Below are 19,145 nucleotides of genomic sequence, written 5' to 3' on the forward strand. Positions count from 1 at the left end.
CTAGCTGCTGGGCCCATTAGCCAAAAGTCCCAGGGGTGCTAAAGGTCAATAACAAGGGAAGGAACCGGGCGCAGGCCTTAGGGGATGGACTCCCCCCTAAGTCTGCGCCCGGTTATGACGAAATAGGCCAGCTCAGCCACGTTGGCGCAGTGGTCCCCTATCCTCTCAAGGTGTCGTCCCACCGCCAAAAGGGCCAGCACCTTAACGGCCCGTTCTCTTCCTACGTCGCATGAACCGCTGAAGACCCCCACCGCCCTCTCCCTCATGCGGCTCCAAAGAAGATCCACCTGGTCATCCTTTCGGAACACCGAAAGCGCCAGGTCCGGATCCAGCCTAACCATGCAGTCCATGGCCTCGTCCAGCATCTCCATGCACTTGGAGAACATGGCGGGGAGCTCCTCCCACTCCTCAGGCATCTTGAAGGCCCCAAGGGGGGAGAGCTCCTCCCCCACGTTCTGGGCCTCATCGCCTATCCTCTCCAGGTCCTTGGCTATGCGGAGCACCGCGAAGCAGAAGCGAAGGTCCTCCCTCAAGGGCTGCCTTAGGGCTATGAGCCTTAAGCACTCCCCCTCCACCTGGACCTCCATGGAGTCCACCGGCATGTCGTCGGGAACCGCCGCAGGCGCCCCAGAGGAGATGAAGGGCCTTAGCACCCCCTCCAGGTTCTCCCTCACCAGGGCTCCCATGGATACCAGAAGCCCCATCAGGTGATCCCGGTCGCCCTGATCGAAGCCTCCTTCCTCCCCCTTGGAGCTGGAACCGAAGAACCTCAAGGCCACCAAAGCCTCACCCTGTCAACCATCATCTTTAGGGGCTCCCTGGAGGGCTCCCCGTTGACGGTTCGGAAGGAGTGGTCCACGCCGGGTATCTCCTGGAGGAACTTGTTCTCCTCCGGCAGGGGGACCAAATCCACCAGCCGGCGGCAGGAGCCCACGCTGAAGAGATCGTCCTCGGTCCCCCTGAAGGCCGCGAAGTACGAGGCGCTGAGGTTCTTGGCCCCCTCGTGAAGCACCGAACGGTCGGGCAGGGAGTTGAGTATCGGCAGTTCCAGCATGCCAAGGTCCGCGTTGCCCCGCAGGGTATCGCCGGTGCCGGAGGTCACGACCCCCATGACCCTGTCCACCGGCGGCTCCACCCCTACCATCCGGGAAGCCCCGGAGGCCAAGAGCATGGCGCCTATGCCTCCAAGGGAGAAGCCCCACAGCCACAGCCACCGGGGCTCCAGCGCCTCCACGGCTCCCCTTACGGCGCTGCTTAGGTCTTCCATCTCCTGGGCAAAGTCCTTGCCGGCGAAGGCTTCCCGGGCCCAACGGTTCTTGTCGGAGCCGAAGCTGACCCGGTCCCGCCTAAGCCGGCTGGTCTCCACCACCGCCGCCGCCGCCCCCCGGGAGGCTACGAGCCTTCCAAGGTCACCGTACTTGTTCCCATGATCTGGAAGGGCGGTGCCGTGGACGCCGTGGAAGACCACCACCAAACCGCCGTTCCAGCCCTCGGCGGGACGGATGAGGTGAACAAGCACCTTCTTGTCCCCGAAGGAACCGTCAAGGCAAATAGTTTCAAAGTCAGCCGCAAGATCCTTAAGGACAGACAAAGGAACACCCCCCAGAAAAGATCACTCTAAGGATCGGGCCTCCTCCATGCCGGACAGCACCGAGAAGGCGCACATGGCAAGGTCTGCCAGCTCATCCTGCCCCTTTATGACCATGACGGGGGCGATCCAATTACACCGTTCCTCCAACCTTGAAACCAGGGAATCCCATGAAGCCAGGGGCCCCGTGATCACCAAAAGGTCCACAGATCCCTCCAGGACCGCCGCTCTTGCGGCGATCTCTTTGACTATGGAGGAGACGAAGGCCTCGAAGACCAAGCGCGCCCGTTCGTCGCCCTTCTGGAGCAGCAAGTCCACTCCCTTGGGGGAATCGACGCCCAGATGCCTTAAGAGGCCTCCCTTGCGGGTGATCATGTCCCCCAGCTCCTCCATGTCATACCTGCCGCTGTAGACCATCTCGAGAAGCCCCAGCACCGGCAGCCCCCCGGCCCTATGCAGCGACATGGGCCCCTCCCCCATGAGGGCGTCGTTAACCTCGATCACAAGGCCTTCCCGGTGGGCACCCACGCTTATTCCAAGTCCAAGGTGTACCACCACCAGCCGGCACCGCCGGTAATCCCTGCCAAGCCTCAGGGCCCCAAGCCTGGCGGCGCTCCTTTGGGAGAGGGCGTGGAACACCGGCCGACGTTCTATGATCCCCGTGCCTGACAGCTTGGCCTCTGGGATGAGCTCGTCGGTGCTCACCGGGTCCCCCACAAGGGGTATCCCCATGGGGTGCCTCATGGAGAGTTCCATTGCCAAAAGCCCCCCCAGGTTGGACACGTGATGTCCAAAGGATTCCCTCTCCAGGATCTCCAGCATCGCAGGGGTGACCTTGTAGGTTCCCCCCGGAACGGGGCCCAGTATGCCGCCGGTGGAAACGAAGCAGTCCACGGCATCGAGGTCAAGCCTGTGCTCCACCGCCAAGTCCTCAACCGCCTGAACCCTAAGGCCAAGCTGATCCTTGAGTCTGGGATGCCTCACAAGGTCCTCCCTGCGATGACACAGCTCCTGCCGGAAAAGGGACACGGGACCCCGAAAAAGGCCCACATGGGTTGAATCCGGCTTGGGTAAGACGGAGAGTATGAGGGGGTCTTTCATAGGGGAGGAACACCCCTTTCTCACGGGTTCCGCAACCCTGGACTATGACTTGGGCGCTTGGGAGTCGAAGAACTCCGCTCAAAGCGCCTCATTCCACCGCCCCATGGGGAACGATCCCAACTACACAGGGGCGTCACGATATCACAAGGGCGACGCCGGTAGGTGCCGGCGGCGCCGCGGTTAAACCCTACTTCTTGCAGAACGCCGCCATGGCCACCGCGGAAGCTATGGAGAGCAGCTTGGTCTCCGCTGAGTCGGAGCGGCTGGTGAGAACGATGGGGGCCTTGGCGCCCACCACAAGTCCCGCGGTCTTGCCCTTGGCGAAGTATATTATGGCCTTGGCCATCATGTTACCCGCCTCGATGTCGGGGACCATGAGCACGTCCGCGTGCCCAGCCACTTCGGACACTATGCCCTTGTGGCGGGCGGCCTCCTCGCTCACCGCGTTGTCCAGCGCCAGGGGGCCGTCTATGACACAGCCCTTTATCTGGCCCCGGCGGTTCATCTGAACCAGCGCCGCCGCGTCCAGGGTGGGGGGCATGTCGGGGTTCACCACCTCAACCGCCGCCAGCACCGCCACCTTGGGGCAGGTTATGCCAAAGGAGTGGGCCACCTTCACCACGTTCTCCACTATGGAGACCTTGGCGGGCAGGTCCGGGTACATGTTGAACGCCGGGTCGGTTATGAAGAATATCCTGTCATAGCCCTCCACGTCGTGGATGTAAACGTGGGAGAGCAGGGAACCGGTCCTAAGGCCCTTCTCCTTGTTGAGCACCGCCTTGAGGAAGTTGGCGGTCTTCACCATGCCCTTCATTAGGATGTGGGCCTTCCCGGAGGATACCTGCTCCACCGCCGTCAGCGCAGCGGCGGCCTCACCACCCTTCTCGTCCACCACTTCGTAATTGGAGAGGTCCACGCCGAGCTTAGAGGCCACGGCCCCTATCTTGTCCGCATCACCCACCAGGATGGCCTCAGCGATACCCTTGACCCGGGCCTCTTCTACCGCCTCCAGCACCTCCGCATCGTCGGCGCAGGCCACGCTTATCTTGAGGGGCCCCACCTCCTTGGCGTAATCAAGGAGCTCAGACAGTGAACGCAGCTGTTTCATAGAAACCGGACCTCCCTATGACTGGAATTAAACCATAACGCCCTAAGGGCACCACGAACACATTATACTCTCCATCCACGGGAGGGAACACCGATTCCACATCAACGGGGACAAGAAACCACATCTTAAATATCAAACAAGTACACACCACGCCCGCCTCCGCCCTGCCTAGCATCGGGAACCGCTGGATGATAAAGTATCCACCGTGGGACGTGTCTATGCGTATAATAGCGCGGTTGACATTAAGCACAGAACGGGAGGGATCTTTCGATGGATCGAAACGACTTTAAGGAACGATTCGGCCTTGGGCGGTTTTCCACCAGGGAAGTGGTGATCATGGGGCTTTTGGTGGCCATGAACATAGTGCTGACCCGGCTGGCCAGCATAAGGATAACCATAGGATCCGTGGAAGGCATAAGGATAGGCTTCGGCACCCTGCCGGTGGTCTTCGGATCCCTCTTCATGGGGCCCCTGGCAGGGGGGCTGATAGGGGCCGTGGGGGACCTCATAGGTTACTGGGTAAACCCCATGGGTCCCTACATGCCCCACTTCACCATAACGTACACCATCGGCGGCATACTGCCGGGGCTCATATTCCGCTCGCTGCCCAGTAAGTGGCGGAACATATGGACCATGGGGCTCGCGATAGGGATACCCCACGTGGTCATGTCCTGCGTGGTGGTGCCGATGCTCCTTGAGCGGCTGTTCTCCCTGCCCACGGCGGTCACCATGCCCCCAAGGTTCATAGCCGCCGCCTTCATAATCCCGTCTTACACGCTCATATGCAGGACCCTGCTGTCAAGGATACCCCTAGGGGCACGGTTCATGGGCACTCTAAGGCCATGATCCCGGGCAAACCGATTTTCAGCACCTCTATGGCCCTAAGGTAATCGTCTATGCCGATCCTCTCCTGATCGGTGTGATCCAGCCTGGAATCTCCAGGGCCGTACACGGCCATGGGACACCTCAAGGGGGCCAAGACGTTCATGTCGCAGGTGCCCATCTTGGCGAGAAGTCTTGGGGCCATGCGGACGGATCTTATGGCGTTCCGCATGGCCCTCACCACCGGGTCGCCGCTTCCGACCCCGTGGGGTTCCAGGGCCTCCAAAATCCTAAAAGACGCGCCGCCACCCACAGCGGCTGCCAACACCTCACTGGCCGCGGCCACGGAGCTGCCCAAGGGAATCCTCACGTCCAACCTCACCCTGGCGCTGCGCTCCCCCAAGTCCCGCCCTTCCATCATGGCCACGGCGCATGAAAAACCCTCCATGGATGACACCGCCTCCACGACCCCAGCCGCCGCCATAAGCACGTCCGTGAGGGGCCCTGCGTGGCAGGACCTGTGGGCCCCTCCGTCGAAGGCGTAAACCTCCGCCAAGAGCCGCCCCCGGTAGGAAACCGCCACGCCGTCGGAACCGGTGGGCTCCCCCACAAGCAAGGCCTTGACGTCCCTAAGCCACGTAAGGGCGTGCCTGGCCCCCCTTGAGTCCTCCTCCTCCCCTACGGCCGCTATGAACACGAGTAAGACGCCGGGGGGAACTTCAACGGCTCCCCCCGCCACCGCCATGGCGCACAAGGGCCCCTTGGCGTCCACCGCCCCCCGGCCCCAAAGCTCCCCCGCCTCGATCCGAACCGGAGGGCCCCCGGGCACGGTGTCCACGTGACCCACCAGGGCCACCACGGAAGGCCCTTCTCCCCTCACGGCCACCACGTTGCCCGCCTCATCGGAGCTCACCCGTTCCCACCCGAAGGAGCCCAGGTTCCGCAGGAGGAAGCCGCAGGCCCTCTCCTCCATGCCGCTGAGGCTTGGTATCTCCACAAGACCTCTAAGAAGCTCCACCGGATCCATGGCACGCCTCCGAAAGGGCCCCTTCAAGGGCCTTCAAAACCAGCTCCGCGTCCTCCCATGAGGTGTGGAAGGAGGGAAGGAACCGCACCACCCTGGGTCCCGCGGCAAGGGCCAAGACCCCCCTGTCCTGAAGGGCCTTCACCAGCGCCGATGAGTCCGCCGGCACCTCAACTCCGGTCATGGACCCAAGGCCCCTCACCGCAAGCCCAAGGCCCCTCACCCGCTCCCGGAAACACTCCATGATCCGGCACACCCCGTGGGATGCCCCCTCCAAAACCCGCTGTATCCCGTAAGCTGCCATTGAGCAGGCCAGGGGATTGCCGCCGTAAGTTGACCCGTGAAGCCCCGGCGAGAAGTCCCCAAGGTCGGACTCCCAAAGGGTCATGCCGCAGGGGAAGCCGCCGGCAAGGCCCTTGGCAAGGCACACCACCTGGGGCTTTAAGCCCACCAAGGGGCTGGCCAGGATGGGTCCGCAGCGCCCCATGCCGGTCTGCACCTCGTCGGCCACCAATATGGCGCCGCTGCGCCGGCAGGCGTCGGTTATGGCTCTTCCAAGATCAACGGGAAGGGGGTGAACCCCTCCTTCCCCCTGGACGGGCTCCACGAAGACCGCCGCCACCCGTTCGTCCACCGCCTCCGGCACCATGTCCCAGGACAGATGCTCAACTGAGGGGACTAGGCCCTTAAAGGGCTCCTTGTAACGGGGATTGAAGGTCAACCCCAGGGCCCCTAATGTCCTGCCGTGGAAGCCGCGCCTTAGGGCTATTATCCTGTTCCTCGAGGGCCTAAGGTGCGCACAGAACTTCAAAGCCGCCTCCACCGCCTCGGTTCCGCTGTTGCACATCACAAAGCGCATGCCGGGGAAGGCTCTTTGAACCTGCTCTGCCAACGCGTCCCTTGACGGGTGCCCGAAACCGGCCCCCACAGCCCAAAGGCCCTCGGCGGCCCGTTGAAGGGCCTGCACCATACCTGGGTCCCCATGACCGAATATGGCAGCTCCGTGGGCGGTAAACCAGTCCACGTACTCCCGTCCCTCCTGGTCCAGGACTCTGCCCAGGCTTCCGGAGGTCAGCGCGACGCCGCGGCTTCCATACATGGAGCTGAGCGGGTTGAACAAAACTCGGTCCCCCCTCCCTCTACGGCCCACTCAAGGGGACTTTGAAGCCTTCCGTCCCCTATCACCACCCTTTGAACCCCACCCATCAAGGCCTCTTGGGCGGCCAAGACCTTCCGCTTCATGTTCCCCTGGGCGGCCTTCTCCGCCAAATCCCACCGATCCAGGTCTACACGCCTTATAAGGCTCGACGGATCCGACGGATCCAAAAGAAGCCCCGGGGTGTTGGTCAGCATCACCAGCACGGAAGCCCCCAGGGCGGAAGCCGCGGCGGCGGCGAGCCTGTCGCCGTCCACGTTTATGAGAAGCCCCTCACATACCGCAAGGGGGGGCAAAAGCGGCAGGCTGCCCCGCTCCATGGCTTCCATGATGAGATCCGCCCGGACCGCCGTGACCCTTCCGCTGTAGTTGCCCCGAAGCAGCCTCATTCGACCGCCCTCCAGGGATCTTAGACAGTCCTTCCTCTCCCCCGCCGCGGGGGTTAGAACCTCACAGGGCACAGAAAAGGCCTCCATCCGCTCCGCTATGGACCGGGAGACCGCAAGGGCCGCCTCTTCGAATACCTCCCTCTCAAGGGGGCCCACGAACCGACTGCGGTAGCCCGAGGGGCTAATGACGTACCGGACCTCAATGCCCCTTTCGGCGCAGAGGCGCTCCATCATCCCGCTGGCGCCGTGGACCAGAACCCAACGCTCTCCCCGCCGCACACGGAGCGCCAGCTCCTCCAAAAGGGGCTCCAGCCTGTTACCGGAGGCCCCGCCTATCTTCACCACTCCTAACACGTCCATGGACATAGGACATAATCCCTCCCAGCATCACGCAGGATACACCGGGGGCATGGCGAGCCCCTCTTCTTCCCGAAGGCCAAGCATGAGGTTCGCGCACTGCACCGCCGTTCCGGCGGCCCCCTTCATCAGGTTGTCTATGGCGGACCCCATGATCAGCCTCTTGCCGGAACTGTCGAGCACAAAGCCCACCATGGCCCGGTTGCTCCCAAGCACCATCCTGGGGTCCGGGATCCGAAGGTGGGCGGGCCTTGCGGGGCAAAGGTCCACGAAGGGCTCATCCCCGAAGGCATCCCGGCAGGCCCTCCAAAGGTCCGCCTCGGGCACTCGGTCCTTGAGCCTCACGTGGGCAAGGCACTGGACGCCCCGAACCATCTCAGCGGTGGTAAGGGTCATGGAGAGCAGGCTTGAGGGGATGTTGAGCTCCTGCAGTACCTCCGCCATGTGGCGGTGGAGGAAGGCGGACACTAGCCGCATGGACCTGCTTCGGAAGACGTGCATCCCCCCCTCGGAAGGCCTGCCGCCACCCTCGGAGGAGCCGGCCCGGCACTCCACGGCTACGTCCTCCACCAGCTCCCACAGGGGAGATCTGGCCAAAGGGGCAAGGCATAACATGGCCCCGGTGGCATTGCAGCCCACCCCGCTGACCAGCCTGGCGGAGGCTATCCTTTGGCGGTTTAGCTCCGGGAGTCCGTAGACAAAGGAACCTAATAGGTTGGGGCACGGGTGCTTGCCGTACCAGGTCTCGTGCTCCCGTGGGTCCCTTAGACGAAAGTCCCCCGAGAGGTCCACTATCCTTCTTCCATCCTCCACCAGGGGCATGAGCCTCTCCACCCAAGGCGCGCTTCTTCCATGGGGAAGGGCAAGGAAGATCAAGTCCCATTGACCCTCCAACGCCGCCTCCGGGGCCTCGAAGGTGCGGGATCTATAGGCATGGGCCAAGTGGGGATGGCAGGATCTTACGGGCTGTCCCTTAGACGATGAGGAGCATATTAGGGATGCTTCCATGCGTGGGTGCTGGGAGAGTATCCTAAGGAGCTCGCCCCCCGCAAGGCCCGCGGCCCCCATGACGGCTACCCTATACATGTCTCTTCCTCCACCGGGGCCAACCGGTATGGCCTGAAGGGCCCTTCGGAGATCTCCCGAAGTATCCACATCACAAGGCCCGGTATGCGGCCGCAGAAGAAAACCCCCCTGCCGACCTCCGGCGGGAACCCCATGTCCAGAAGGAGGGCCCCCGCAACGCCGTCGATGTTGCCCCCTATTCCCTTCAAGGCCATCAACTCATCCTGCACCGCAAGGAAATACCTAAGATGGCGGGTTTCCCCGAGGGAAAGCCCCTTGCGCACCAGGGGCTCCACCCTGGGGTCTTGGCGGTGGACCCTGTGACCGAAGCCGGGGATCCTATGCCCCCGGGATAGAAACGACGACACCAGGTCCTTAGGGGAGACCACGTCCCTGACGGAGGCCTCGAAGATCATCATGGCCCGCTCTATGGCCCCCGCGTGGTGGTCCCCGAAGGACAGGAGGGCGGAGGCCAAGGCGCAGTGCATCCCGGACCCCGACGACGCCGCGAGCCTGGCGGACTGGGTGCTTGGCGGGGTGTCGCCATGATCGCCCATGGCGCAGAGTATGGCGCCGAACACGTTTGACTCCTCCGCCGAAGGGGAACGGCCTTGTACAAGCCGGAACCAGACCTCCGCGGGGTCCGCCCGGTCTATGAAGTTTTCTACGGGCTCCCGGTCAAGGATTATGCTGTCCCGGCTCACCGACGAACTTCCAAGCCTCACCACCATTCCCCATCCCTCCCCAGGTGCCCTTCCTGATCGAACTCATGGGATTCATGGCAATCCAGTTCCCATGGGTTAAAAAGCCTATCCTCTTCACCCTCCCAGGGCAGCAGGGTTATCAACAAACCGTTTCCAAGGGGAAGCCTAAGTTCCACGCTCAACACCTCCAAATTAAAGAAGTAATAATAAAAAACCCCGCCCCACGCCGGGCGGGTCGAGGTGTGAAGGGAACGCAGCCCCCGATGATACGCCGCGTTACACGTTAACCGGGGGACGTTCCTTCCCACGACCCGCTCCAAGAGGCCCAGCAAACCAAGAGCGCCTCATGGTCCAAAAGCAAAGAACTCAAGAGAATCCCATTAGCCCCGAAGGGCTTTCGCTTACCGCATTTGCCGCCTTTCACCGCCCATACCCCCTTACGCATCCAAAAGGTTTCGGACTATGAGCCCCGGGATGTCCACTCCGGTGGGCTCCACGGAGTTTTTGAACTCCCCTCCGTCGTTAACCTCGTTAACCAGCCACTCCCCGTCCTTGAGGAAGAGGTCCACCGCCAGGAAGTCGCCGCCGATGGCCCTATGCACCCCCTTGAGCAGGTCGCCCATGGAGCGGTCCACAGGCTGGTTTGAGGTCCTGCCTCCCCTGGCGGTGTTGGTTATCCAGCTTTGGCTCTCGCGGCGCACGGCGCACACCGGCTCACCGCCTATGATGAAAGCCCTCACGTCAAAACCGCCCTTATCCACGTACTCCTGGATGAAGAAGGTCTGGTGGTTCACCCCAAGCTGCTGTTTGTGCTCCACCACCGCCTCCAAGGCCTCCCGGTCGTTGACCTTCGCAAGCAGCCTCCCCCAGCTTCCGCACAGGGGTTTGAGCACCGCCGGGTAACCCAGCTCCTCCACCGCTTCAAGGGCCCCCTCCTCCGACAGGGCCACCCTCCAACGGGGCTGAGGTATACCAAACCTTTGAAGCTCCAGGGCGGTGAGCATCTTGTTGCCGCACACCGCCATGACCTCCGGCGGGTTCGACACCCGGACCCCCGCTGACATGAGGCACCTTGCCAGCATCTCGTTCTGGCCGTGGGATATGCACCGGCAGAGGGCCACCGAACCGGCCTCCAGCGATGGTTCTCCACTTAGAACCCATTCGGAAACGTCCACAAGGCTGGAACTTATGCCCATCTCAAGGGCCCTTTGGCGAAGCATCTTCTCCTCCACCCTGAGCCTGGTGTATAGCACCAGCAGGTTCACCCCTACTCCCCCCAGTCCTCCTGCACCTGGGGAGCCTCGGCGAGCTCCAGGGGCTCCAGGGAGAGCACCTCCAGCTCCACCCCGCAGTCCGGACACGGCACGATCTCACCCACGCAGCACCCATCCGGCAGGCCCACCACACCTTCACACACCACGCACACCCCGTTGAACCTTGCCTCACCCATTGAAAACTCCTCCTTTCACCGTGTGGGAAATAAAAAAACGGACCCGCCCCCGAAGGGACGAGTCCGAACGACTCGCGGTGCCACCCAACTTGAACGGCCCAGGCGTAAAAGCCGAAGACCGCTCCTCTCCTGGGCCTTTGACGGAGCCCACCCGGGAGACGTACTCCAGCCCCGCGGGATCGACGCAGGACCTTTTCGCCCCGGCTCCGCGGACCTTGGGCCTCCCGGCGGGTTCAGACCCCTCTCAGCCGGTGGAGGTCATTCTCTGTAGAACCCGTTAACCCGATCGGCCATCCGCATCATGGCCTTTCCCCTATAACACCCCTCAATGTTCAGGGAGCCTTCGTTGGGGGAAAGGATATTTCAACCACCGCCAATTGTCAATACCCAAACGTAGATAAACTTATATATAAATCACCAAGGGTTTACTCATAAACGTTTATTGCGATGAACTTAGTTTCACTAGATGCGACAAATAGATCATAGCCCGGCCCCACGGTTTACAAACGCCATCTCGCCCCCCACCATGACCCACGCGGGGCGGTTCCTTACGTCCGTGGGATCCCCGGTCCAGAGCACGAGGTCCGCGTCCTTCCCGCTCTCAACGGAGCCCATCCGGTGCCCAAGGCCCAGGTGCTCCGCCGCCCTTAATGTGACTCCCCGCATGGCCTCCATGGGTTCAAGGCCATGGCGCACCGCCAGGGCCACCGCCACCTGAAGGGTTTCGATGGGGACCACCGGGTGGTCGGTGATGATGCAGTACCTCACCCCCGCCTTGCTGAAGGCCGTAAGGGTGTCCCAGGTCTTGTTCCTGAGCTCTATCTTGCTCTTGGAGGACTGGGTGGGGCCCACCGCCACGCTTACGCCCTCCTGGGTAAGAGACGCCAAGAGCTCCGCTACCAGGTGCCCTTCGGTTCCGTGCTCTAAGGTGAAGGGAACCTGAAACTCCCGGCATATCCTGACGGCGGTGCAGATGTCGTCAGAACGGTGGCAGTGGATCCTCAAGGGGCGCTGTCCTTCCAGCACGGGCATCATGTTCTCCATCCCAAGGTCCAGGTCGAAGTGCTCCCCCTTCTCCTGGGCGTTGAGCTTCCGCCGCCGGTAGTCCAAGGCGTCCTGAAGGGCTTTTCTAAGACAGTAGGCGTTCCCCATGCGGGTGGACGGCAGCCGGTCCTTCCGGCCGTGGACCCTCATGGGGTTCTCCCCCAGGGCGGCCTTCATCCCCGAATGGGGAAGCACCAGCATCTCATCCAGGGTCCTTCCGAAGGTCTTAACCACCGCCCCAGAGCCGCCGACCACGTTGGCGCTTCCGGGCACCACGTTAACGCAGGTGATACCCGCCTCAAGGGCGTTGGAGAAGGCCTCGTCGCGGGGGTTTATGGCGTCCAAAGCCCTTAAGCCCATGGTCACCGGGGAGGTCTCCTCGTTCACGGGATCCGGATCCTCCGGCACCCCCTCCTCGCATATTCCCGCGTGGGTATGGGCGTCTATGAGACCGGGAGTTAGTATGGCCCCCTGGGCGTCTATGACCTCCACGGGGCCCTTAAGCTCCACCTCCTCTCCGACTTGGACTATCCTGCCCCCTTCCACCAAAACAGCCCCCCTGGTTATCTCCTGAGACCCTCCATCCCTCATGGTCCAGATCCTGGCGTTCACTACGGCTTTCAAAGAAGATCACCTCCAGATTGGCTTTACCACAGATAGAGTACGATATTTTCGCACATTTTGAATTAAGAAACGCGCATCACCTTAAGCCCAGTAGAAGTAGAACCCTGCCAGGGCCTCTTTGCCCGGCCCAAAGGCCTAAGCGAAAGCAAAGCGCCAAACAACAAAAGAGGGGGCCCCAAGGCCCCCCCGCAACTCATAGCGCACTTGAATAAAGATAAGCTACACGGACTCCACGATCTCCGGGGCAAGGCCGGAGAACTTCCTCAAGTGCTCCTTGCGCTCCCGCCTTAGGGACTCTATGGCCTTAACGTACTCATCCCGTCCCATGTGGGTCACCGGAAGGTACTGCTCATCGTTGGGAAGCCCCAGCGACTGGGGCACCTCGTAGCCCAGAAGGTCGTCATACCGCCATGAGAAGCTGTCCCGCAGAATCCCCTCGATGCAGGCGAAGGTGACCTCCGGCGATATGTTGGCCCCGTCCTTGCCGCCGACCCGCCCGGTGTTGAGCAGGTAGCACCGTATCCCCGGGTTGTCCCTCAGTATCTGGAGGAACCTATTGCCGTTCATGTGCGGGTTGTCCACAACGAACGGGTCAAACCCCACCACCCGCTTCGCCTGCCCAACCCTGGAGGGGTCCTCGGCGCTGGTTATGGTGGACTCCCCTAGCATGAAATAAGCCGCCGCCTGCTCCGGGCTGCTAAGACGCCCCACCGGGGGCATGTCGTAGCGCCGCATGTTGAAGAAGATCATGTCCACCTTGTCAAGGTCTATGCAGTCCGACGTGTTTGGTATGGCGTCCCGGGGAACGATGGCCCGGCCGTTGGTGGAGATGGCGTGGTTGTCGAAGTTAACGTTGCCGTCGTCATCCACCCAAACGTTCTCTATAACCGCCCTCAGGTCCCTTGCGGCGCTGAGCAAGGGCTCCTGCCTGGTCACGTTGTCGGTCTTTATGTAGAAATTGCGCTCCGAGCCAAAACACCTGCCGTCGGACAACAGGAAGTTGATGTCGTCCTGGAGCACCTCCACCCCCTCGGGGCTTTTAAGGCCGAAGTCCGCGGTGGTGATGGTGGTCTTTCCTGTGCCGGAGAGGCCAAATATGAGCATCCCCTTCCTCTCCAGCTCCCCGTTCCTTTGGATCGTAACCCTCTTGCTTCCCGCGTGAAGCCCCAGCCCCCGCATTTCCTCCCGCACCATGTGCATGACCATCCGCAAGGTGGCCATCTTCGTCTCCCCGTAGTAATCGCTGCCCAGGATGTAGGTCACCCTGTGGCGGGGCATAACAAATACCTTACGCTGGTGCCACTCGGGGACAACCACGGTGGTGACGTCGGAGAAATCGTCGTCCGCCTGGGGGAAGAAGTTCTCGTTGAACATGTGGGCCAGCCGGGAGTAGCGGCGGGTGACGTACAGGTTGGCCTGTATGGGCAACCCATAGGGAGAGCCAACCCGGGCGGTGACCCGGATCAGCTGCTGCCAGCGAAGGTATGCCCATACCTCCTGCAGCATCCGCAGGGAGTTCTCATCAAGCTCGTACAGGATCTCCGTGAAAGGGGCGCTTCTGGAACGCACCCTGGTGACGTACAGGGCGGACCCCTGGTTGTTCGGGATCCCTTCCCACTCGGAGATCCGCCTCAGCTCATCCGATGTAAGATCCCGGAGCAGGCTCCTGCAAACGGGCCTTCGAAGCATCTCCTGAACCGCCATGCCCTCCAAGTAGTTCTCCAACGTAAGACCTCTCCTCTCTCTGGTCTTTACCTTTACATAACCCCAAAATGAGGCCAGACGGTTTTCCCGCCCGCAGGGCCCCAATGGGCGGCTCAATCTTAATTCACCGGGCGGATGTTCGCAATAAAAGGGGGGGCAGCTTAAACAAGGACAGGCCAGCTATTAAAATATTAAAATATTAAAATCTAATCCACCCCAAAGCGCAAAGGCGGAGGCCCAAGGGAACTCCCCTGGGCCTCTCAACGATGACGCAAAGGTTTAAAACCGTCCCCCGGTGGCTTAACCCTAAGGGGGAGGGATCCTCAACCTATCAACACTCCCTGCCGCCGCTGACCCTAAGATCCAGCCGGTTGTCCAACACCGCCTGCGCCGCCGTGGCAAGCCCCTCGACCGTACACTCCAATGACATGCTCGGCTGCCCAGGGAACCTCACCGCCTGCTCCGGAAGGTACGGTATATGAATAAAACCGCCAATACGCCCCTTACCCTCCACGTCAAGATGCCTCATAAGACCGTAGAAGAGATGATTGCAAACGAAGGTACCCGCGGTATTGGATACCGAGGCGGGGATGCCCTTGGACCTCATGGCCTGAACCATGGCCTTTATTGGGAGGCTCGAAAAATAGGCGTTGGGCCCCGTTGGGTCGATGGGTTCATCCACCGGCTGGTTCCCTTCGTTGTCCTTTATCCTGAAGTCGTCCACGTTGATCGCCACCCGCTCAGGCGTTATCTCAGCCCGGCCCCCCGCTTGCCCCACACATATAACCGCAAAGGGGTCCAGGTCCTCTATGGCCTGCACAACCCGATCCACACACTTAACCCGCACCGTGGGTACCTCCAGCACACAAATCCTGGCACCCCCTAAAACCCGGCCATCCAGGGCTTTTACCGCTTCCAGGGCGGGGTTAACCGCCTCCCCACCAAAAGGATCAAAACCGGTCATCAAGATTGTCTTCATCTTCACGTGACGATACCTCCACGAAAGCAAGATGCCCCGCCTAAAAGGCCAGGAAGTACATGAGGGTTACGTTGGCCGCCAACATGAACAACGCCACCGGCACCTGAGCCTTGATCACCCCGTTCTTGTCCTTTAGCTCCAAAAGAGCCGCCGGCACCACGTTAAAGTTTGCCGCCATGGGGGTCATGAGGGTCCCGCAGTAACCGGACAGCATGCCTATGACCCCCACCACGGAGGGGTCCGCACCCAAAGAAACCACCATAGGGATACCTATCCCCGTGGTAATCACCGCAAAGGCGGCAAAGGCGTTGCCCATAACCATGGTGAAGAGCGCCATCCCCACGCAGTAGGCCACCACCGCCAGCAGGGGCCTTCCGGAAGGGACCACCGACGACACCATGCCGGCAACCACGGCCCCCACGCCGGCCTTGTCAAACAAAAACCCAAGGGCCGCAAGAAATTGGGAAAGTATGGCAGACCATCCTATGGCATCCATAAGACGCCGACCCTCTTCCACGGAAGCGTAAGGCCTCTCCCGAAGCATGAGCAGCGCCAAGATAAAGGCCGCCACGGTACCAACGCCAAGCCCCACCAGCGCTCCAAGATCGGTGAGCTTTGCCACCAAAAAGGTCACCAAGGGAATGCACAGGGCTGGGATGAATATGCGGTTACCAAGCTTACGGGCCGCCTCCATCTTCTCCTCCCGGCTCTTCTCAGGATAGGAACCACGGCCCATTAGGTTGAAACTTCCTATCAAAGCCAACACAACCACCATAAGCCCGATCACCCCAGGGGGGACCAGCCCTCCCAGCAAAAACGTAAGCCCGTAGACGAACCAAAACATGCCGGTGCCAAGCCTTTTGGGGTTACCCCTGTCCATAAAGGACCTACCAGCGAAGACCAACAGAATAAGACCCGCCAGGATGTACAGGTGATCCACCGACGGCTTCATTCAACCTCACCTCCCCTTGAAATCCCCGCAGCAGACGAGCGGTCAAACAGGCTGAACCTGACAAACGCCGCCACAAAGGCACAAACCGCGGTGGGAACGGCGTACATTCCCATCTTCATAAGGTCCACCGGATGCCCCGCCTGATCCATGACCCCCTTTATGAGAAGAAGCCCTCCGGAGGCTATGAATATGAGCTGGCCGAAGAAGTTACCGTAGTTCTCCGCCGAGGCCGCCATCGCCCTGACCTTATCGGAAAGCTGGGGGATCAAAGATCCATCCTTAGCCAGGGCCCCCTCCGCCATGGGAGCCACTATGGGCCTTACAAAGGTCGGATGCCCCCCCAGCTGAAGACCCAGCGCACAGGTAAGCTGACGGAACAGCATGTAAAGCAGCATGACCCGACCAGCGGTGGCACCCCTGAGGGACGACACGAACCTCTCTGCCTGTTCCCTCAGCCCGTGCCTCTCCAATATCCCGATCACAGGAAGCGTAAGCACGAAGAGGGACATGTACCGGTTCGTCACAAAGGCGTTACCCAGCGCCTCCAGTATCTCCCAAACCCCCATATGGGCCACCAGTCCAGTGGCCACTCCGGCCCCCAACACAACCAACAGGGGATTAAGACGAAGGCTCAACCCCAAAACCACTATCGCAACGCCCACAAGCTTCAACAAAGCCATCCCCCCCTATAAAAACAACACAAGCGCAGCAAAGAGCTACCTGACCCCATCCCTTAACCTCATAAGGGCTTCCACATCCGACACCACAAGCTCCCTTCCCCTTCTCTCCACCACCCCTTCCCTCTCAAGCCTCTTCAGAACCCTTGCCACGGTAACCCTTGAACACCCTATGTTGGACGCCAGCTCCTGCTGGGTCACCGACACGGCCATTCGGCTAACCTCCGATGGCTCCAGGCAGGAACAGAGCCGAAGCAACGCCTCGGCCACCTTCCCACCGGCGTCATTGAACGCGCTGTTGGCCAGCTGCAACGCCACTATCCTGAACTTACGGGTCATGCTGTGGATGAAGAACCGATAAGCCTCCGGCCTCAACTCCAAAAGGCTCTGAACTTCACGTAACGGCACATAGGCCACGCTGCTGTTCCTTCTGGCGCAAAGCACGTATGGGAAGGATCCCCCGTCCAAGAGATCCATCTCCCCAAAGATCTCGCCAGGCCTTAAAAAATACAGCAGTTTCTCCTTACCCCCAGAACTCACCATGGACTTTGAAACGCACCCCTTCACCACCACCCCCATGGAGCTGGCAGCGAATTCATGATCCACGGAACTGCCCCGCCGATACTCCCTCAGCACACCTAAGGGGGCCACCTCTTCCAGGAAAAAACGCCTCATCCTCTCCTGGCTCAACTGGTCAAAGAGGTCCGAATATATGGATCCATCCATTGCAGCACACCTCCGGGGCCAAAGAATCAAAAATAAAGAAGGGGGCAACGGTTGTGAGGAATATACACAAACCGCCGCCCCCGATCTGTATCGGAGGATACAAAAAACCACCCCTGGAACAACCATGCCGAAACCCTAAGGAACATCCCAGGATGGACAAAAATAATTACCATTCTAAGCCACCCTGACTTTGAAACTAACCTAACTCCCGCAGCAGACCTAAAACCCAAGCCCTACCAGGCAGCCAGGCAGCCAACACAAAAAACAAGGCCCCGCTGCCACTCCGCGTCAACGGGACCTAATAACAGCAAAAAACAAGACCCCCTACTTCAACCCCAGGGATATTATCCTTGAGAACGCCGCCTCCGGCGACATGTCGGACTTCCTCACCTTGTCCTCCGGGAAGAACAACACTATCCCAGACGTGGGGTTGGGGCTCGTGGGCATGAAAAGCGTCAGCATCACCTTGCCGTCCGGAGCCATCTCCCTCTTGGTGACGAAGGCAAGCACATGACCCTCCCCAACGGGAACCTCCACCACCCCAAGGTACATGTCCTTGGAACCTTTGTTGGTGAACCGATCCACCAGATCCCGCATCACCTTGTACCAAGAACCCACCATGGGAAGGGCCGCAAGGAAACGGTCCACCCGGGTCATGAACCACTTCTCCTGGCGCCTTATCTTGTAACCACCGTAAAACACCAGGGATACGGTGAAGAACATTATCCCAGCCGTGGCCTCCACCGAGTTGGTGAGCCCAAAAAGCCACACGAAGAGGGCCTCCACCGACTTGAACACGAAGTTCAAGACAAGAAAGGTCACTATCAGCGGGAAGAAGACCATAAGGCCGGTGCCGAAGGTCTTGGCCGCGGACGTGACAAAAAGCCTGACCCTCAAAAGAAACCTCCTAAGCCCCCTTCCGCCTGACCTCACGCCGTCGGACGAAGACAACCCAATCCCCCCAACCTCGAAGAAGCTATAATCACATCACCAGCTCCATATACTACACCCAAAAACCAGACGAGGGGGACCCGAAAGACTTGAAAGACATCTTCTACCTCATCACCCGGTGCGCCCTTTGGCTTTACTTCAAGCTCTACCACCGCCTCACCGTGGAGGGCCTTCACAACATACCGCAGGTCAACGTCATCGTGGCCCCCAACCACTGCAGCTACCTCGACCCCCCCGCCGTGGGAACGGCCTTCCCACGGAAGCTAACATCCATAGCCTGGGAAGGCCTTTTCAAGTCCAAGGCCTTCTCCATGCTCATAACCGCCTTGGGGGCGGTCAAGGTCTCCCACGAAGACGCAAGACGGGCGGCGGCGATTCTCAAGCTGAGCGTGGAACTCCTACGGTCGGGGCATGACCTCATGATCTTCCCGGAGGGACAGCGCAGCCCCACCGGAGAGCTCCTGCCCCTGGAAGGAGGGGTGGCGCTGATGGCCCTCAAGTCCAACCGACCCATAGTGCCGACGGTCATCAAGGGCTCCTTCGAAGCCCTGCCGCCTCACCGTAAGTTCCCCAGGCCAAGGAAGATAACCATAAAATTCCTGCCCCCCATATGGCCCCCCTCGGACGAGTCAAAGGACCCAAAGGCGCTGCGGGAGGAGATGCTTAAAAAGCTGGAGGAAGCGCTGAGGGCCGGGGCGTAACGCCCCGGCCCTCTGTGTGCACG

The 19,145-nt window shown here is 60.8% G+C and carries 21 protein-coding genes; 2 read left to right on the top strand and 19 right to left on the bottom strand.

Going from position 1 to position 19,145, the window contains the following annotated elements; genetic code table 11:
* Nucleotides 1-77 precede the first annotated feature (77 nt).
* The 4 genes from phoU to ptb all read right to left on the bottom strand — a co-directional run bounded on the left by phoU (nt 78) and on the right by ptb (nt 3,797).
* Nucleotides 78-779 carry a phosphate signaling complex protein PhoU gene (gene phoU / locus N2315_02755; protein MCX7828108.1) on the bottom strand — a complete coding sequence of 234 codons (702 nt, stop codon included), beginning with the start codon at nt 777-779 and terminating at the stop codon, nt 78-80.
* Complete coding sequence (locus tag N2315_02760) at nt 770-1,591, bottom strand: hypothetical protein (GenBank protein MCX7828109.1); 822 nt, start codon at nt 1,589-1,591, stop codon at nt 770-772. Before N2315_02760 ends, phoU begins: the two co-directional genes overlap by 10 nt.
* Before the next feature lie 21 nt (nt 1,592-1,612).
* Complete coding sequence (gene buk / locus N2315_02765) at nt 1,613-2,689, bottom strand: butyrate kinase (protein MCX7828110.1); 1,077 nt, start codon at nt 2,687-2,689, stop codon at nt 1,613-1,615.
* A 187-nt stretch (nt 2,690-2,876) separates the two neighbouring features.
* Nucleotides 2,877-3,797 carry a phosphate butyryltransferase gene (ptb, locus tag N2315_02770; protein MCX7828111.1) on the bottom strand — a complete coding sequence of 307 codons (921 nt, stop codon included), beginning with the start codon at nt 3,795-3,797 and terminating at the stop codon, nt 2,877-2,879.
* 270 nt (nt 3,798-4,067) lie between these two features.
* Between ptb and N2315_02775 the strand changes: the two genes are divergently transcribed.
* Nucleotides 4,068-4,643 carry a folate family ECF transporter S component gene (locus tag N2315_02775; GenBank protein MCX7828112.1) on the top strand — a complete coding sequence of 192 codons (576 nt, stop codon included), beginning with the start codon at nt 4,068-4,070 and terminating at the stop codon, nt 4,641-4,643.
* On the opposite strand, the gene N2315_02780 is transcribed toward N2315_02775, so the two are convergent.
* The 15 genes from N2315_02780 to N2315_02850 all read right to left on the bottom strand — a co-directional run bounded on the left by N2315_02780 (nt 4,621) and on the right by N2315_02850 (nt 18,421).
* Entirely contained in the window at nt 4,621-5,637 is a 1,017-nt protein-coding gene (locus tag N2315_02780) for a M20/M25/M40 family metallo-hydrolase (GenBank protein ID MCX7828113.1), read from the bottom strand. The two genes, N2315_02775 and N2315_02780, sit on opposite strands and share 23 nt — an antisense overlap.
* Nucleotides 5,624-6,763, bottom strand: a complete 1,140-nt coding sequence (locus tag N2315_02785; GenBank protein ID MCX7828114.1) for an aminotransferase class III-fold pyridoxal phosphate-dependent enzyme — start codon at nt 6,761-6,763, stop codon at nt 5,624-5,626. Before N2315_02785 ends, N2315_02780 begins: the two co-directional genes overlap by 14 nt.
* Nucleotides 6,715-7,554, bottom strand: a complete 840-nt coding sequence (locus N2315_02790) for a hypothetical protein (protein ID MCX7828115.1) — start codon at nt 7,552-7,554, stop codon at nt 6,715-6,717. Before N2315_02790 ends, N2315_02785 begins: the two co-directional genes overlap by 49 nt.
* 21 nt (nt 7,555-7,575) lie before the next feature.
* Complete coding sequence (gene argC / locus N2315_02795) at nt 7,576-8,631, bottom strand: N-acetyl-gamma-glutamyl-phosphate reductase (protein ID MCX7828116.1); 1,056 nt, start codon at nt 8,629-8,631, stop codon at nt 7,576-7,578.
* Nucleotides 8,619-9,341: a hypothetical protein gene (locus N2315_02800; protein ID MCX7828117.1), complete on the bottom strand. Its 723-nt coding sequence runs from the start codon at nt 9,339-9,341 to the stop codon at nt 8,619-8,621. The genes argC and N2315_02800 overlap by 13 nt, the downstream gene beginning before the upstream one ends.
* Nucleotides 9,332-9,505: a hypothetical protein gene (locus N2315_02805; protein ID MCX7828118.1), complete on the bottom strand. Its 174-nt coding sequence runs from the start codon at nt 9,503-9,505 to the stop codon at nt 9,332-9,334. The genes N2315_02800 and N2315_02805 overlap by 10 nt, the downstream gene beginning before the upstream one ends.
* 246 nt (nt 9,506-9,751) lie before the next feature.
* Nucleotides 9,752-10,579 carry a RimK family alpha-L-glutamate ligase gene (locus N2315_02810; protein ID MCX7828119.1) on the bottom strand — a complete coding sequence of 276 codons (828 nt, stop codon included), beginning with the start codon at nt 10,577-10,579 and terminating at the stop codon, nt 9,752-9,754.
* Nucleotides 10,580-10,581: 2 nt separating this feature from the next.
* Nucleotides 10,582-10,764 carry a lysine biosynthesis protein LysW gene (locus N2315_02815; protein MCX7828120.1) on the bottom strand — a complete coding sequence of 61 codons (183 nt, stop codon included), beginning with the start codon at nt 10,762-10,764 and terminating at the stop codon, nt 10,582-10,584.
* A 480-nt stretch (nt 10,765-11,244) separates the two neighbouring features.
* A complete protein-coding gene (locus N2315_02820; protein MCX7828121.1) occupies nt 11,245-12,432 on the bottom strand; it encodes an amidohydrolase in 1,188 nt (395 codons plus the stop codon).
* A 219-nt stretch (nt 12,433-12,651) separates the two neighbouring features.
* On the bottom strand, nt 12,652-14,157 hold the full coding sequence (locus N2315_02825; GenBank protein MCX7828122.1) for a phosphoenolpyruvate carboxykinase: 1,506 nt from the start codon (nt 14,155-14,157) through the stop codon (nt 12,652-12,654).
* A 310-nt stretch (nt 14,158-14,467) separates the two neighbouring features.
* Nucleotides 14,468-15,115, bottom strand: a complete 648-nt coding sequence (gene pcp, locus N2315_02830; protein MCX7828123.1) for a pyroglutamyl-peptidase I — start codon at nt 15,113-15,115, stop codon at nt 14,468-14,470.
* A 40-nt stretch (nt 15,116-15,155) separates the two neighbouring features.
* Nucleotides 15,156-16,067 (bottom strand): DUF979 domain-containing protein, encoded by a 912-nt coding sequence (locus N2315_02835; GenBank protein MCX7828124.1) that lies wholly within the window; start codon nt 16,065-16,067, stop codon nt 15,156-15,158.
* Nucleotides 16,064-16,741 (bottom strand): DUF969 domain-containing protein, encoded by a 678-nt coding sequence (locus tag N2315_02840; protein MCX7828125.1) that lies wholly within the window; start codon nt 16,739-16,741, stop codon nt 16,064-16,066. The genes N2315_02835 and N2315_02840 overlap by 4 nt, the downstream gene beginning before the upstream one ends.
* A gap of 42 nt (nt 16,742-16,783) precedes the next feature.
* On the bottom strand, nt 16,784-17,470 hold the full coding sequence (locus N2315_02845; protein MCX7828126.1) for a Crp/Fnr family transcriptional regulator: 687 nt from the start codon (nt 17,468-17,470) through the stop codon (nt 16,784-16,786).
* A 324-nt stretch (nt 17,471-17,794) separates the two neighbouring features.
* Nucleotides 17,795-18,421 carry a DUF502 domain-containing protein gene (locus N2315_02850; GenBank protein MCX7828127.1) on the bottom strand — a complete coding sequence of 209 codons (627 nt, stop codon included), beginning with the start codon at nt 18,419-18,421 and terminating at the stop codon, nt 17,795-17,797.
* 89 nt (nt 18,422-18,510) lie between these two features.
* Between N2315_02850 and N2315_02855 the strand changes: the two genes are divergently transcribed.
* Nucleotides 18,511-19,122, top strand: a complete 612-nt coding sequence (locus tag N2315_02855) for a 1-acyl-sn-glycerol-3-phosphate acyltransferase (protein ID MCX7828128.1) — start codon at nt 18,511-18,513, stop codon at nt 19,120-19,122.
* The last annotated feature ends 23 nt before the right edge of the window (nt 19,123-19,145 follow it).

The sequence above is a fragment of the Thermanaerothrix sp. genome, from assembly GCA_026417795.1.
Classification (GTDB): domain Bacteria; phylum Synergistota; class Synergistia; order Synergistales; family Synergistaceae; genus Thermanaerovibrio.

What these genes read in the sequence shown, in the direction of transcription:
- buk (MCX7828110.1), bottom strand. Translation starts at nt 2,689, where the DNA reads ATGAAAGACCCCCTCATACTCTCCGTCTTACCCAAGCCGGATTCAACC.
- ptb (MCX7828111.1), bottom strand. Translation starts at nt 3,797, where the DNA reads ATGAAACAGCTGCGTTCACTGTCTGAGCTCCTTGATTACGCCAAGGAG.
- N2315_02775 (MCX7828112.1), top strand. Translation starts at nt 4,068, where the DNA reads ATGGATCGAAACGACTTTAAGGAACGATTCGGCCTTGGGCGGTTTTCC.
- N2315_02790 (MCX7828115.1), bottom strand. Translation starts at nt 7,554, where the DNA reads ATGTCCATGGACGTGTTAGGAGTGGTGAAGATAGGCGGGGCCTCCGGT.
- argC (MCX7828116.1), bottom strand. Translation starts at nt 8,631, where the DNA reads ATGTATAGGGTAGCCGTCATGGGGGCCGCGGGCCTTGCGGGGGGCGAG.
- N2315_02800 (MCX7828117.1), bottom strand. Translation starts at nt 9,341, where the DNA reads ATGGTGGTGAGGCTTGGAAGTTCGTCGGTGAGCCGGGACAGCATAATC.
- N2315_02815 (MCX7828120.1), bottom strand. Translation starts at nt 10,764, where the DNA reads ATGGGTGAGGCAAGGTTCAACGGGGTGTGCGTGGTGTGTGAAGGTGTG.
- pcp (MCX7828123.1), bottom strand. Translation starts at nt 15,115, where the DNA reads ATGAAGACAATCTTGATGACCGGTTTTGATCCTTTTGGTGGGGAGGCG.
- N2315_02835 (MCX7828124.1), bottom strand. Translation starts at nt 16,067, where the DNA reads ATGAAGCCGTCGGTGGATCACCTGTACATCCTGGCGGGTCTTATTCTG.
- N2315_02845 (MCX7828126.1), bottom strand. Translation starts at nt 17,470, where the DNA reads ATGGATGGATCCATATATTCGGACCTCTTTGACCAGTTGAGCCAGGAG.